The sequence below is a fragment of the Bacillus sp. (in: firmicutes) genome, assembly GCF_031983925.1.
In the GTDB taxonomy this organism is placed as follows: domain Bacteria; phylum Bacillota; class Bacilli; order Bacillales; family Bacillaceae_G; genus Bacillus_A; species Bacillus_A pacificus.
Genome location: NZ_DALYZR010000003.1, coordinates 283,624 through 298,862, shown reverse-complemented (window position 1 = coordinate 298,862; position 15,239 = coordinate 283,624). Strand labels below are relative to the sequence as shown.

At 37.9% G+C, this 15,239-nt stretch carries 12 protein-coding genes and 1 riboswitch; of the genes, 6 read left to right on the top strand and 6 right to left on the bottom strand.

All coding sequences use genetic code 11. The features are described 5' to 3' along the window. Positions 1–2: 2 nt before the first annotated feature. Positions 3–1,088 (bottom strand): hypothetical protein, encoded by a 1,086-nt coding sequence (locus RTP99_RS13060; RefSeq protein ID WP_001231580.1) that lies wholly within the window; start codon positions 1,086–1,088, stop codon positions 3–5. 91 nt (positions 1,089–1,179) lie between these two features. Continuing rightward, a complete protein-coding gene (locus RTP99_RS13055; protein WP_000283184.1) occupies positions 1,180–1,329 on the bottom strand; it encodes a hypothetical protein in 150 nt (49 codons plus the stop codon). 255 nt (positions 1,330–1,584) lie between these two features. Between RTP99_RS13055 and cydA the strand changes: the two genes are divergently transcribed. The 3 genes from cydA to RTP99_RS13040 all read left to right on the top strand — a co-directional run bounded on the left by cydA (position 1,585) and on the right by RTP99_RS13040 (position 5,726). Continuing rightward, positions 1,585–2,940, top strand: a complete 1,356-nt coding sequence (cydA, locus tag RTP99_RS13050; protein WP_000381964.1) for a cytochrome ubiquinol oxidase subunit I — start codon at positions 1,585–1,587, stop codon at positions 2,938–2,940. Continuing rightward, on the top strand, positions 2,933–3,958 hold the full coding sequence (locus tag RTP99_RS13045) for a cytochrome d ubiquinol oxidase subunit II (protein ID WP_000544167.1): 1,026 nt from the start codon (positions 2,933–2,935) through the stop codon (positions 3,956–3,958). Before cydA ends, RTP99_RS13045 begins: the two co-directional genes overlap by 8 nt. Before the next feature lie 409 nt (positions 3,959–4,367). Further along, entirely contained in the window at positions 4,368–5,726 is a 1,359-nt protein-coding gene (locus tag RTP99_RS13040; protein WP_000021133.1) for an arsenic transporter, read from the top strand. Between the two features lie 152 nt (positions 5,727–5,878). On the opposite strand, the gene thiC is transcribed toward RTP99_RS13040, so the two are convergent. Both thiC and lldP read right to left on the bottom strand, forming a co-directional pair. Further along, entirely contained in the window at positions 5,879–7,639 is a 1,761-nt protein-coding gene (gene thiC, locus RTP99_RS13035) for a phosphomethylpyrimidine synthase ThiC (protein WP_000814474.1), read from the bottom strand. 113 nt (positions 7,640–7,752) lie between these two features. Then, a riboswitch (TPP riboswitch) is annotated at positions 7,753–7,868 on the bottom strand. Positions 7,869–7,939: 71 nt separating this feature from the next. Then, complete coding sequence (gene lldP / locus RTP99_RS13030; RefSeq protein WP_001099326.1) at positions 7,940–9,598, bottom strand: L-lactate permease; 1,659 nt, start codon at positions 9,596–9,598, stop codon at positions 7,940–7,942. A gap of 445 nt (positions 9,599–10,043) precedes the next feature. Here lldP and RTP99_RS13025 point away from each other — a divergent pair, with 445 nt between their 5' ends. Next, positions 10,044–10,361, top strand: coding sequence for a magnetosome magnetite crystal formation protein family (locus RTP99_RS13025; RefSeq protein WP_001014093.1), 318 nt, complete (start codon positions 10,044–10,046; stop codon positions 10,359–10,361). A gap of 69 nt (positions 10,362–10,430) precedes the next feature. On the opposite strand, the gene RTP99_RS13020 is transcribed toward RTP99_RS13025, so the two are convergent. Then, positions 10,431–10,922 (bottom strand): metal-binding protein, encoded by a 492-nt coding sequence (locus tag RTP99_RS13020; RefSeq protein WP_001139083.1) that lies wholly within the window; start codon positions 10,920–10,922, stop codon positions 10,431–10,433. 50 nt (positions 10,923–10,972) lie between these two features. Beyond that, positions 10,973–11,338 carry a YkvA family protein gene (locus RTP99_RS13015; RefSeq protein ID WP_000435502.1) on the bottom strand — a complete coding sequence of 122 codons (366 nt, stop codon included), beginning with the start codon at positions 11,336–11,338 and terminating at the stop codon, positions 10,973–10,975. A 545-nt stretch (positions 11,339–11,883) separates the two neighbouring features. Here RTP99_RS13015 and RTP99_RS13010 point away from each other — a divergent pair. Next, the gene (locus tag RTP99_RS13010) at positions 11,884–13,812 is read left to right on the top strand and encodes an LTA synthase family protein (RefSeq protein WP_000665331.1); all 1,929 of its coding nucleotides are present in this window, start codon (positions 11,884–11,886) and stop codon (positions 13,810–13,812) included. 511 nt (positions 13,813–14,323) lie between these two features. After that, positions 14,324–15,208, top strand: coding sequence for a D-amino-acid transaminase (locus tag RTP99_RS13005; RefSeq protein ID WP_046648867.1), 885 nt, complete (start codon positions 14,324–14,326; stop codon positions 15,206–15,208). Positions 15,209–15,239: the final 31 nt, after the last annotated feature.

The following is a 15,239-nucleotide window of genomic DNA, read 5'->3' as shown; positions in this document are numbered from 1 at the left end:
TTTTATTGTTCACTCTTCTCTAATTCTATTTCAGCTAAAAGCGGCAAAACATTATCAAAAATATGCGTATTTTTATTTTCTCCTGTTACATATCCACCGTAATATCTACTAAATACGTTGTCATTTCGGAATGTGGCCATATGATCATATAATTCCTTTGCAAACTTTGTATCACCTGTTTGTAGTACGTACAAAATCGTTAATCCGTAAGCCGCTGGCGATTCATAATTCACAGTTTGTTTTCCCGTTTCTAAATTGTAACGACCGTATAGCTTTCCATCCTCCTGGAATTTCTTCTTTATAAATTCCAAATAAGCATCTGATGAAAGGCCACCTAAACTACGATGATATGCAACGTATGATTGGTCAATAAGATTCACTTCTTTGTCATACGTAAATGTGCCATCTGCTTTATACTCTTTCGGGAATGCCCATCCATGCCTTGGATAATCTGCTAAAAATTGAACGACTTCCTCATATTGCTGAGCAGAAACTTTTCCATACTTTTTCATATAGGAGAATGCGCGCGGATTTATATATGACGTTGTTGCAAAATCATTTTGTTTCCTTGCATCTGCATCATAATAATCAACATAATAATTACCTTTCTTATTATAACGAATGACAGCATCACTCAATTGATCCGCTAAGTTTTTATAGCGCTCTTCCTTGTACATTTCATAAGCGCGATATAACTGTTCTATAATACGAAGATCATCAATAAGTGCATTTGTAGCTGACTGCATTTCTCCCTTTTCAGAGATTTTCCATAAAACAATTTGGTTCTTATGTACAAAGTTATTTTGAATAACCTTAACTTGTTCATCGAATAACGCTTGATCGTCTTTATCGAGTGTATATTGCAGCCATAGCCCTGCTGATTCCGATAAAGCTTCACGGCCTTTCGCTTCACCGGTACCTGCTTTTGTATCTTCTAAACGATATGTAGCAAGCGTCCCATTTTCATTCACCATATGTCTTAAAATAAAATGTTCCGTACGGTTTCCTTGCAAAGCTGACCAAAATACAATTCCACCTAAAGCGATTAAAAGAATAACGCCAATCACTATATATATACGTTTCCGCAAACTTTTCACCTCCCTAGTAAGGCTATCCTTAATTTTACCAGAACATACGTAAATGTAAAAAAGACAATCTATTAGATTGTCTCCCGTTCCTCTATCCCTCACAAGCCTCTTTAGAAGGTCTATATAGCGATTCTACGAGTCGATCATACTCACTACGCGTAATCTCTTTATTATACAGCTTCAATAATAAATCTCTATGCTCTTTTGAAAATGCCATCTTTTTAATGACTTCAGGATACATAAAACATCCTCTCCATTTCACATAAACTTCTTCACTCCGAAAAACAGAACTTATGTTCGCATAAAAGATTATAAAATATTCCTTACTAAAAAACAAACAAAACATTATTAAACATTAAATTCTTTCTATTTATAATATTCAAACATAATATTATCATATCCACTTTTTAAATACATATATATTTTTGGAAGTTTTTTTGAATAAATCTTCCAATTCAATCAGAAAATAATGGCAAAAAAGAAGAGGAGTTTACATATGGATACGGTAACATTAGCAAGAGCATTTTTCGGTTCTTCACTAGCATTCCACATTATCTTCGCAACACTTGGTGTCGGACTTTCATTAATGATTTTTATAAGTGAAATACTCTACCACTGGAAGAAAGATTCCGACTACGCCATTATGGCGAAAAGATGGACAAAGGCCTTTGCCATCCTTCTTGGTGTAGCAATTCCAACGGGAACAATCGTTGGTGTGCAAATCTCACTGCTTTGGCCTGGTTTTGCCAAAATTGTTGGGCAGGTTATTTCTGTGCCCTTTCAAATTGAGATTTTCGCCTTCTTTTTAGAGGCTTTGTTCATGTCCATTTATGTATATGCAGCTGACAAACTACCTCCATTCATGAGATTAATCTCGCTATTCTTCGTCATGATTGGTGCCACGGCATCTGCCGTGCTTATTACATCGGCAAATACATGGATGAATACACCCGCGGGCTTTTCAATGGGGCCAGATGGATCCGTTTTTAACGTTGATCCGTGGAAAGCTTTCTTTAATCCGAGTTTTGGCACGAGCGCATTCCACGTTGTGATTACAGCCTACGCAACTGGAGCTGCCGTCATTGCCTCTATCGCCGGATTTAAATTATTAAAGAAGAATGTAAGTGAACGTGAAGTGGCATATCATAAAAAAGGACTACTGTTAGGACTCGTCGTGACATTTATTACAGGCGCTACGATGTGGCTTTCGGGACACGAATCGGCAATTGCTTTACATAAGCATTCCCCTGAAAAACTGGCATCTGCTGAAGCTTTATTTGAAACGACATCACATGCACCGTTATCAATTGGCGGCGTTGTAGATCCTAACACACTTGAACTAAACTACGCACTAGAAATTCCGAACATGCTTAGCCTACTAGTAGGACTAGACCCTAGCACTGTCGTAAAAGGACTAAAGGAATTTCCACAAGAAACATGGCCACCATTTTACACGCATACACTGTTCAATTTAATGGTCGGCACTGCTGCCTTTACCTTTGCAGTTGCAGCAATTGCCCTCTTATATTGGTACTTTGTTTACCGAAAAAAAGGAACAGAGCTACCGAAGTGGCTTCTTTGGGGAGCTGCCGCATGTGGACCAGTTATGATGCTCGGCATTGAATTTGGGTGGATTTTCAGCTGTAGCGGTCGTCAGCCATGGACCATTTACGGTATGCAACGTACAGTCGACGCTTCTACACGCGCTGATTTTGTCGGTCCTTTATTTATTCTATTCATCATTTTATATATTGGACTCGGTATTTTAACAGTTTTCGTATTACGGACATTCTTTAAGAAACATCCGCTTACAAATGATTTACATCACGAAGGAGGCGATTCTCGTGCATGAGGAAAGTATTGCAATCATCATCTTATGGGCTCTTATTTTCGTATACAGTATATTAGGGTCCATCGATTTTGGAGCAGGTTTTTGGGGCATGGTATACGCAAAACATCCAACGCTCGCTGCCAAGCTTGCCAACCGATACTTATCACCGACTTGGGAAGTAACAAATACATTTCTCGTCTTTGTCGTTGTCGCTTTTCTCGGTTTCTTTCCGAAAGCCGCTTTCACCCTTGCGACAGTCATGTTCGTACCAGTTATGTTAATTTTAATACTCATTGCAATTCGCAGTACATTCATGGTATTTGCTTACTCTGTGCCAAAATATCAGTACCTCCTTCGGGTTATTTCAGGTATTACTGGGCTCTTAATTCCAGCCTTATTAATTACCGTTTTACCTGTTACAGAGGGGGCTTATATTACAATGTCTGAGGGAAAAGAAGTACTCCTGTATGGAAAACTTCTTTCTAGCCCGGTGATCTACTGTTATATGCTCTTTGGGCTAACTTCGGAATTATTTCTTTCCTCCCTCTTTCTTGCTGATTTTGCGAGAGAACAAGGTTCAGAAGATTCGTATAGAATTTATAGAAGAAACGCCATCATCCTTGGTCCTGCAACACTCGTTACGGCGATTATCGCCCTCGTTGTAATGGATCCGGAAACACACTGGCTTATGCAAGGGCTCATAAAGCAATTCCCGTGGTTTACAGTTTCTATCGTTTTATTCGTTATCGGGTACTCTTCTCTTTGGTGGACAAACAAGAAGTATGGCACACTAGGATACCCTCGCATTGCCGTTTTAGCAGTCGTCGCTCAATATGCATTTGCAAGTTATGCTTACGGCGTTGCGCATTTACCGTATATTATTTATCCTGATGTAACTGTATTTACAAGCTTTACAACGGTCGAAACATTCTATGCATTGCTTATTCTATATGCAATTGGGATTGCAATTTTATTACCAGGATTTATTTTCTTCTGGAATTTATTCTTGAAGGATCGAACTTTTTTGAAGGAGAAATAATATTGTAGGGCCTGTTCCAAAAGGTATTTTGGGATGGGCTCCTTTTGTCATGTTTTGTCGATAAGTCGATATAATTTAAAAATCGCTGATATATTTTGAGTTGCGCCGATATATTTCAATAATCGCCGATATATTTTGAGTTGCGCTGATATATTTCAATAATCGCTGATATATCTCCATAATCACCTATATAAATTTCATTTACTATCTTACTGCCCCATTAATTTCTAGACTCCTCTCACAATAGTTATTTCACTAAGAGAGATACTTGTCCCATAACTTGAAAAACACATATTCATTGCACTCCGTTATACGTCTAGTTCTTCTTATTTTTTGCTGAATATACTACCAATACAAACCTTAAGACAAGCTACATTGCTTTGAGGAAAAGTAGAAAGGTAGGTAAAATATGAGCATTGAAATATGGATTACTATTATTGTATTCTTCTTAACGATGATTGTTATCTTTTGGCGACCTCGTGGTTTAAATGAGGCGTGGCCGGCAGCAATTGGCGCTGGCATTATCCTGATTACTGGACTTGTATCAAAACCAGACGTCATGGACATTATTAGTAAAATTGGCGGTGCCTCCATAACAATATTAGCGACCATCGTTATGGCGGTTATATTAGAAAGCTTCGGCTTCTTCCACTGGTCCGCAGCGAAACTTGCAAACTTAGCAAAAGGCTCCGGACGCCGCTTATACTGGTATATTCAATTATTATGTTTTCTTATGACTCTTTTATTTAATAACGACGGTAGTATTTTAATTACAACGCCAATTTTAATTCTTCTCCTAAAAAATCTTCAATTAAAACCGCATCAACAAATCCCTTATTTATTAAGCGGTGCTTTAATCGCTACTGCATCTAGTGCACCAATTGGTGTAAGTAATATCGTAAACTTAATCGCATTAAATATCGTGAATATGACTCTTTATATGCATACTGCTATGATGTTTGTACCTGCAACATTAGGACTATTGTTTATGTCATGGCTTATGTATACAGTTTTGAAGAAAAAACTTCCGAAAAAATTGCCTGTTTCTTCATATGATATTGAAGAAATATTCTTCACGAAAAACTTTCATCCGTTAAAAGGAAAAAATTCAGTTGATACGAAGCAAAAACGGACAAGGTTCATGCTAAAAGTATTAGGCTTCGTCTTCCTTATGCGCTGTCTTCTATTCGTTGCATCCTTCTTATCCATCCCAATCGAGATTGTTGCCGTACTCGGTTCACTCGTTCTTCTCATCTGGAGATGGTACTACTTACGAACGAACCCTGTCGATATTTTGAAAAAGACACCTTGGCACATTTTAATTTTTGCTTTCTCTATGTATGTCATTATTTACGGACTTCACAACGCAGGATTAACAGCAGCACTTGTCCAATGGCTTGAACCAGTTGTAAATCAGCATCTACTTTATGCTAGCTTTACAATGGGCGGACTCGTTTCCCTCCTCTCCAACGTCTTCAATAATCACCCTGCACTTATGATTGGTACAATCACATTAACAGAAATGGGACTAGACCCAATCACTTTAAAAACGATTTACCTCGCAAACATTATTGGTAGTGACATCGGTTCACTACTATTACCAATCGGTACGCTAGCTTCCCTCATTTGGATGTATATCCTGAAACAAAACAAAATTAAAGTAAAATGGAAAGACTATTTAAGTGTATCCCTTATTGTTATCCCGCTCACAACAGTCGTCACATTATTCCTCTTATTCTATTGGGTACATCTCTTCTTCGCCTTATAAAGTGAAACTTTAATCAGTGAGGGGTCTCACTGCCCGCAAATAGCAGGATAAACAACAGAAGCCCGCTTTGCTACCGTCTTAGCAAAGCGGGCTTCTTCTATATTTAAGTTAGGTACTACAGTGTGATCAATCAAGTAAAGAGGTGTAACGTGTTATTGGTATAAATGACTACCCGTTTCTTTAAATTCTTTCGCTTTCTCTTTCATTCCTTTTTCAATTGCTTCTGTCGTTTCTAAATCATTTTCTTTTGCATATTCACGAATATCATGTGAAATTCTCATACTACAAAACTTCGGTCCACACATGGAACAGAAATGAGCCGTTTTCGCACCTTCTGCTGGCAATGTTTCATCGTGATACTCCATTGCACGTTCAGGATCTAAAGATAAATTAAATTGATCGCGCCAACGGAATTCAAAACGAGCTTTTGAAAGTGCATCATCACGCTGATGAGCCGTTTTGTGCCCTTTCGCCAGATCAGCTGCATGCGCAGCGATTTTGTACGTAATAACACCTTCGCGTACATCATCTTTATTCGGTAAACCTAAATGTTCTTTCGGCGTTACATAACAAAGCATCGCTGTTCCAAACCAGCCAATCATCGCAGCTCCAATTGCGGATGTAATATGGTCATAACCTGGTGCAATATCTGTCGTTAACGGCCCAAGTGTATAGAATGGCGCCCCCTGACAAATATCAAGCTCTTTCTCCATATTTTCTTTAATTAAATGCATCGGTACATGCCCAGGCCCTTCAATCATAACTTGCACATCATGTTTCCAAGCAATCTTCGTTAATTCACCAAGTGTTTCAAGCTCAGAGAACTGCGCTTCGTCATTTGCATCTGCAATCGAACCTGGACGTAATCCATCTCCAAGAGAGAACGAAACATCATACTGCTTCATAATTTCACAAATCTCTTCAAAATGAGTGTATAGGAAGTTTTCTTTATGATGGAATAAACACCACTGCGCCATAATTGAACCACCACGCGAAACGATACCTGTCGTACGCTTTGCAGTAATGGGAATGTAACGAAGTAATACACCAGCGTGAATCGTAAAGTAATCTACGCCTTGCTCCGCTTGCTCAATTAACGTATCACGATACACTTCCCACGTTAAATCTTCTGCAATTCCGTTTACCTTTTCAAGAGCTTGATAGATTGGTACAGTTCCAACTGGTACAGGCGCGTTACGAATAATCCACTCACGCGTCGTATGAATGTTTTTACCTGTAGATAAATCCATAATTGTATCTGCACCCCAGCGAGTAGCCCACGTCATCTTCTCTACTTCTTCTGCAATAGAAGAAGATACAGCAGAGTTTCCGATATTTGCATTAACCTTCACGTGGAAATTACGTCCGATAATCATCGGCTCTGCTTCAGGATGGTTAATATTCGCTGGTAAAATAGCGCGACCTTCCGCAATTTCCTTACGAACAAACTCCGGCTCTACTCCTTCACGAATCGCAACATATTCCATCTCAGACGTAATGATCCCATTACGTGCATAATGCATTTGCGTAACATTTGCACCTTGCTTCGCTCTAAGCGGTTTGCGATCCATCTGCGGGAAAACAGGTGTATGTTTTGAAGCCACCTTCACACCGTCATCCTCTGGTTTCACTTCGCGCCCTTCGTATGCTTCTACATCCCCGCGCTCTAGAATCCAAGAGTGGCGCGGCGCCTGCAACCCCTTTTCTAACTCCACTTTATACTCTGGATCCGTATAAGGACCGCTCGTATCATACACACGAATTGGCGGATTCGGAACGCCGTTTGTATCGCTTTGTTCAATCTCACGCATCGGCACCTTCATACCTTCGCGTGGCCCATCCACATACACTTTCTTACTTCCTGGTAAACTCGATTTCAATTCAATTTGCTCAGCTGAAACAGACTGTTTCATAACCTTTGTTGCCCCCCTGTACGTGACAAGGACGAGATATGGCCAGCGTATGCCAAAATAAAAAGAGCCAGGTCCATAAAAAAATAAGGACCTGGCTCATAAAAGACATCATTATGTAAAGCCGTTAACTTCCCTACGCTGGTACGAGCCAGATCAGGTCCAAAGGGTTAAGAAGTTCACGCGCTTCTCTCTCAGCCTACGCATACGTTAGGCACCCCTAGTTTATCACTGATTTAATTTTCAATACTTTCTCATCATACACGATAATCTGAAAAATGCAAAGTTTATTTCTGTCGCTCTTTACGGAATCATCCAAGTTAAATAATACGCCTGAACATAAGTCATAATTCCCACAATAATTACGAAGAACAAACTATGCTTCACTGTAAAGCGGAATAAATCTGATTCTTTCCCCGCAAGTCCAACTGCTGCACAAGCAATCGCAATCGATTGCGGAGAAATCATTTTTCCGGTTACACCGCCCGTTGTATTCGCTGCAACGAGGAGTACTTCAGATACACCGACTTGCTGCGCTGTAATTGCTTGTAAATTTGAGAATAATGCATTCGCTGACGTATCAGACCCTGTTAAGAATACGCCAATCCACCCTAAGAATGGTGAGAAGAACGGGAATAGTCCGCCAGTTCCTGCTAGTGCCAATGCTAGTGTAGAAGATAGCCCAGAATAGTTTGCGATAAATGCAAATCCTAATACGAATCCAATAGATAAAATTGGCATTTTAAGTTCACTTAAAGTTTCTTTAAATGTTACCACTGCATCTTTTACACTCATTTTCAAAATCAGCATGGAAATGAGACAAGCAATTAAAATTGCTGTTCCTGTTGCTGATAATACATCAAACTTCAAAATTGCCTCGTAAGGCGTCGCTTTATTTACAATAGGCTCTGCTTTCATTACTAAATTGTGCAAGCCTGGAATTTCAAACTTAAATACAAGACTTTCTAACGCGCCTCCTGGAGCAAATAATGCTTTAAAGAAACTTTGACTCCAAATGACTACCATAACCGTTAATACGATAAATGGAGACCATGCCTTTACTACTTTTCCCAACGTTAATTTCGGCATCGATACCGCTTTTGTTGCAGCTACTTCTCTATTCGCTTGCCCAGATTGATAAATTTCTTTCGGTTGCCATACTTTTAAGAACAGCGCTAAACTAACTAAACTTACAAGTGCCGACGTAATATCCGGAAGTTCTGGTCCTAAAAATGTCGCTGTTATGAACTGCGTAATTGCAAATGAGCTACCTGCTACAAGTAAAGCAGGCCACGTTTGTCTTATCCCTTTCACCCCGTCCATTAAAAATACGATAAAGAATGGAACAAATAATGATAAGAACGGTAATTGATGTCCAGCCATTTGTCCAATTTTATGTGGATCAATACCTGTTACTTGTCCGGCAACTGTAATCGGAATACCCATCGCTCCGAACGCTACTGGTGCTGTATTTGCAATTAAACAAAGACCTGCTGCATATAAAGGATTTAACCCAAGGCCTGCAAGAAGCGCTGCCGTAATCGCTACTGGTGCACCAAATCCCGCTGCCCCTTCTAAAAATGCACCGAATGAAAAACCGATTAAAATAACGAGTAAACGATGGTCATTCGTAATAGATAGTACAGATGCACGAATTACATCGAATTGACCTGTTTTCACAGATATTTTATATAAAAATACCGACATAATGATAATCCAAGCAATTGGCCATAACCCGTATAAGAAACCATATCCGGTCGCTGCCATCGCCATTGTGAACGGCATCTTATAAGCGAATAAAGCCACTAAAATTGTAAGTACAACTGTAATAAATCCTGCCACATACCCCTTCATGCGGAAAACTGCTAAAGCTAAGAAAAAAAAGATAATCGGAATAAGTGCTACCGCTGCCGAAATCCAAATGTTTCCGAACGGATCATAAACTTGTGTCCATGTGTTCATCGTTCTCCCCCCCTAAAGAATCCCCTTTTAAGTAGAATAACCTCATCAATAGACTATCAGGTCATCATACCTTTCAACCTAAAAATAAAAAACGTTTAAGAAAACGTTTTCAACAACTTTCATTTATACTGTACCATAACAATTTCTATTTAAAAAGATTTTTTTGAAAATTTTATCCGACTTTAATGGGCAGTAAGATCCCACCTCAAAATTCAGCAAAAGCAAAGAGTTTTGGTGAGGGATCAACTGCCCATAAAAGTCCGATTGGTTCAACTAATAATCAGTGGGGGATGAAAAGCCCCCACTGATTAAAGTTTCACTTTATTATTTAACGAAAAAATCTTACAAAATCGTCATGTTCTTGTCATGTTCATCGATAGAAAGCTCGCTACCTTTCCTGCATAATAAAGGTATAACAACGGATATTATTTATGAGGTGATATATATGAACGGAAACAAAATATTAGCAGCTTTATCATACTTTAGTGTATTATTTGCCCCTATCTTATTCCCGATTATTGTGTGGATTGTGGGAGATGCGGAAACGAAACCACATGCAAAACGTGCTCTATGGACACACATTATCCCAAGTATCGCTACATTCATTGGCATGATTATTTTAGGAGTTATGGGGCTTGGATCTGATCAGTCGGATGTAACACTTGGAATTGGTGCAATGATTGTCTTATGTATTTGCGGAATCATTAGCTTATACTACTTCATTTGGAACATCGTGAAAGGTATTAAAGTACTGAAAGCCTAATTTCCTTTTTAAACAAACGTTTGATTAAAAAGAAAAACCGTCCCAAAATACCTTTTTGGGACGGTTTTTTTATCTTCTGCGTTTCTTCTTTTTTCTCATCATTTTCTTACGGCGCGTATTCACTTTATCCGCTATAATGTGAAGCGTGCTTGCCACAACAATTCCCATTACGAACGTTACAATTTCAACCTCATGTTCCTTCGCCATTTCTATTAAATTCCCGTCGAGCGCGATTACATTTAATAGGAATAAAAACGGAGAAAACACAATTAACATGTATGCAATACGAATCACATCACCAAGTATAATTGTGTGTGTAAAAAAGGAACGATGCGGCATCACCTTCTTATACGGATACCAAAATATACGCAGGAATCCCCATTTATTATACGCATTACTATACGTATCTAAATCCGGTGTTAAAAATGTAGTACCTACTAAAAAGCCAATTGCAAAAGTTAATAAAAAATCAAAATTTGTTAGTCCATACGAAAAGAGCATAAACAAAACAACCGGAAGGGATATTAAGTTTATTTTCGTATGCGTTCTTCCTGATGGCATAATGCACTTCCTCGCTTACGTTCGCCCTGTCACCATGTGACAGTTCTCACCTATTGATCTAATTTCTGATCGATAAAGGATGTGTCTATATCCGAACCAAACCATTCTGCCAACTTCACTCGCGCCTTATCTTTTACATCATCATCGACGTATAGCGACGCTTGTAATAGCGCAGCCATTAACGCCCCTAAATCATCCGTATAACCAATTCCAGCAACGAAATCTGGAATCGCATCAATCGGTGCAATAAAATAAGCAAGTGCTCCAATTACAATAATTTTCACTCGTTTTGGAACATCTGGTTTCTGCAAAACGTAAAACAACAATAAACTTGCATAAATGACTGACTGTCCTGCCTGCTTTGCGACATGTTTTACCTTCTTCCAAAATGCTTCAACTGAAAATTTTTGCTCCATGTAAAAGCCTCCCTATTTTTTAAAAGAAATAAGCTACAATATGTTTTCAGTAAAAGTTCATCAAAATTACACATAATCTATCAATGAACTTTCATTGTAACAAACAAACCTAAAAAGAACAAGTGTTCGTTAATTTTTACATACTTCCCTTCATATAATAGGTTTCTAGATAACCACTTACTCATTGTCATTTCTTATTTCTCAACAAGAAATTTTTCACTTTCACTTAACATTCTGCTCTACCTTTGTTATATTTTCTAGTTGACGGACATATAAACGAATGTTAAAGTTTTCTCTGGTAGTGACAAATCCTATACAAAAAATGTAAAATGTTATAGTGTTTCTCAGAAATGAATTTTGTTGTATAATACAGAAATGACGTTATGCTTATGAGTAACACAAGAAACTAAAAGGGTATGCATAGTTATAGTCGTATATGGGTGAATATAGAACCTCTAATTATGGCCAAGAAAACTATGTATTTTTTATTTTAGCATTTTTCGCTCCAAAATCGACCAAGCCTGATAGAGAAAGGGTGGAAATGAATGAAAGAAACCTTGAAATCACAATTTCAAAATGTGCGTTTCACTGCATTCGTAGCTTTAGCCTTATGGTTGAAGACATATCTTATTACACGCACAAGCTTTGATTTAAAACTTGAATCTTTCATGCAAGAATTCATTTTATTCCTGAGCCCATTAGCAGCATCATTACTGCTTGTTGGTCTTGCATTATTTGCAAAAGGGAAAAAACGTAACTATATAGCACTTGGAATTAATTTTGTCTTAACAATCGTTCTTGTTGGTAACGTAATGTTCTACGGATTCTACAATGACTTCGTTACTTTACCAGTACTAGGACAAACATCTAACTTCGGAAGTTTAGGTTCTAGTGTAAAAGAATTGTTTAACTACAAAATTATCCTTGCATTTGCTGATATTATCGTATTCTTCATTTTATTGAAGAAGATGAAGAATTTTGCACCGACAGAACGTGTAGCACGCCCAATGCGTTCCCTATACTTCGTGTCAACAATTGCTATTTTCTTCGCAAACTTAGGATTGGCAGAAGCTGAGCGTCCAGAACTATTAACACGTTCATTCGACCGCGTTATGCTTGTTAAAAACTTAGGTTTATATGTACACCAAGTATATGATCTTGGCTTACAAGCAAAATCAAGTTCACAAAAAGCATTTGCTGACGGCAGTAAGTTACAGGAAACAGAGAACTACGTAAAAACAACGCAAAGCAAACCAGATCCAAATATGTTTGGTACTGCAAAAGGGAAGAACGTAATCGTTGTCTCTCTTGAGTCATTACAAACATTCTTAATCGGTGCAACAGTTAACGGACAAGAAGTTACACCATTCTTAAACCAATTTACGAAAGAAAGTTATTACTTTGATAACTTCTTCCATCAAACTGGGCAAGGAAAAACATCTGATGCTGAATTCTTAGTAGATACTTCAATGTATCCACTAGACCGTGGTGCTGTATTCTTCACACACGGTAACAACGAATATACAGCAACTCCAGAAATTTTACGTCAGCAAGGATACTACACTGCAGTATTCCACGCAAACAACGCAACATTCTGGAACCGTAACATTATGTATCCGGCACTTGGTTATGATCGTTACTACAACGAGCTTGACTATAAGATTACGCCAGAAACGAAATTAAACTGGGGATTAAAAGATATCGAGTACTTTGATCAATCTATCGATATGTTAAAACAAGTGAAGCAACCGTTCTATACTCGCTTCCTTACTTTAACAAACCATTACCCATTCACTTATGATGACAATACAAAATTAATTGATGAATACAATTCTGGTGATGGCGTATTTGACCGTTACATGGTAACAGCTCGCTACTTAGACGAAGCAATGAAACACTTTATTGAGCGTCTAAAAGCAGAAGGTATTTACGACAACTCAGTTATCGTATTCTACGGTGACCACTACGGTATTTCTGAAAACCATAACCGTGCAATGGCACAGTTCTTAGGAAAAGAAGAAATTACTGCATTTGACCATATGAACTTACAAAAAACACCGATGTTTATTCACGTTCCAGGTCAAAAAGAAGGTAAAACAATTTCAAAACCAACTGGTGAAATTGACATTAAACCAACTATTCTAAACTTACTTGGTGTAGACTCTACGAATGACGTTCGATTCGGTCATGACGTATTCTCACCTGACAATAAAGGGTTCGTTGTTCTTCGTGATGGTAGCTTCGTTACAGATAAGTACATGTACACGAACAGTACATTCTACGACCGTGCTACTGGCGAAGTTGTACAACTACCAAAAGAAGAATCTCAACCACTTATTGATCGTGCCCAAAATGAATTGAGCATGTCTGACAAAATCATTGAGGGTGACTTACTTCGCTTCTCTGAAAGCAACAAGATCAAAACTGGTGAAGTAAAGACAGCTATTAAAGAAGAAAAGAAGAGCGCTGAGTAATCTCAGCCTCTTTTTTTTATATTCCTCCATACAATTACTTATATTCATTAACTTTAACATTACATAACCTTTACCAAATATTCACATAGAATTAATGAAGTATCTCTATAATAAAATATGTAAACGAGGTTCTATATATTTCTTATCTCTCATCTGTAATAAGATCCCTTAAAGAAATATGTGAATCGTTTATTTCTACTTTCTTATAATTGTCTTTCAATATGTTTTGTTTCCATACACAAAACATTCAATAAGACGATGTCCCTATGAAAGATAGCTACCCTCCTTGTGCAGCATTCCATAAGAATGTTGCTTTTTTTTATTTAAAAGCAGGATTCTTATTTCTTATTTTCGAATTTGTATATACGAAATGCTGTAAATCACTACCACTTCTCTACCATTTACAAATACATATACGTCATATGTAAAGGATTACTCACATAAAAATTACTGTAGTGATTTTTATTCCAAATGAATGAAAGCTTCACTTTACTTATGCACTTACGAAAGGATGGGACGAAAATTGGCATATGAAAGATTTGTACTTTGGAATGATACAGTTATTGATACAACGAAACAGAAAACGTACATAGACCTTGAAGAGAGAGGCTTGCAGTTTGGGGATGGTGTCTACGAGGTTATTCGTCTATATAAAGGGAACTTTCACTTATTAGATCCGCATATCACAAGATTATATCGCTCCATGGAAGAAATAGAATTAACACTCCCTTTCTCAAAAGCGGAACTGATTACCCTACTTTATAAACTAATCGAAAATAATAATTTCCACGAAGATGGAACGATTTATTTACAAGTATCTCGTGGTGTACAAGCTCGTACCCATACGTTCTCATATGACGTCCCTCCAACAATCTATGCCTATATTACAAAGAAAGAAAGACCAGCGTTATGGATTGAATATGGTGTACGTGCCATATCAGAACCGGATACGCGCTGGCTACGCTGTGATATTAAATCATTAAATTTATTACCGAATATATTAGCTACTACGAAAGCGGAACGAAAAGGTTGTAAAGAGGCCCTTTTCGTACGAAATGGTACTGTAACTGAGGGAAGCCACTCTAACTTCTTTCTAATTAAAAACGGAACTCTTTACACACATCCAGCTAATCACCTTATTTTAAATGGCATTATTCGTCAATATGTTCTTTCTTTAGCGAAAACCCTTCGTATTCCAGTACAAGAAGAGCTTTTCAGCGTTCGTGATGTTTATCAAGCGGATGAATGCTTTTTTACAGGAACGACGATTGAAATTTTGCCGATGACTCATCTTGATGGAACCGCCATCCAAGATGGTCAAGTTGGCCCTATCACTAAAATGCTGCAACGATCATTTTCTCAGAGTTTGTTACAATCCAATATGTCATCTTCTTAAACACGAATAATTTCTATCCTTTCTACATTCA

Coding starts and splice junctions, on each gene's coding strand:
- RTP99_RS13040 (WP_000021133.1), top strand. CDS start 4,368: ATGAGCATTGAAATATGGATTACTATTATTGTATTCTTCTTAACGATG.
- lldP (WP_001099326.1), bottom strand. CDS start 9,598: ATGAACACATGGACACAAGTTTATGATCCGTTCGGAAACATTTGGATT.
- RTP99_RS13055 (WP_000283184.1), bottom strand. CDS start 1,329: ATGTATCCTGAAGTCATTAAAAAGATGGCATTTTCAAAAGAGCATAGA.
- thiC (WP_000814474.1), bottom strand. CDS start 7,639: ATGAAACAGTCTGTTTCAGCTGAGCAAATTGAATTGAAATCGAGTTTA.
- RTP99_RS13005 (WP_046648867.1), top strand. CDS start 14,324: ATGGGACGAAAATTGGCATATGAAAGATTTGTACTTTGGAATGATACA.
- RTP99_RS13020 (WP_001139083.1), bottom strand. CDS start 10,922: ATGCCATCAGGAAGAACGCATACGAAAATAAACTTAATATCCCTTCCG.
- cydA (WP_000381964.1), top strand. CDS start 1,585: ATGGATACGGTAACATTAGCAAGAGCATTTTTCGGTTCTTCACTAGCA.
- RTP99_RS13010 (WP_000665331.1), top strand. CDS start 11,884: ATGAAAGAAACCTTGAAATCACAATTTCAAAATGTGCGTTTCACTGCA.
- RTP99_RS13025 (WP_001014093.1), top strand. CDS start 10,044: ATGAACGGAAACAAAATATTAGCAGCTTTATCATACTTTAGTGTATTA.
- RTP99_RS13015 (WP_000435502.1), bottom strand. CDS start 11,338: ATGGAGCAAAAATTTTCAGTTGAAGCATTTTGGAAGAAGGTAAAACAT.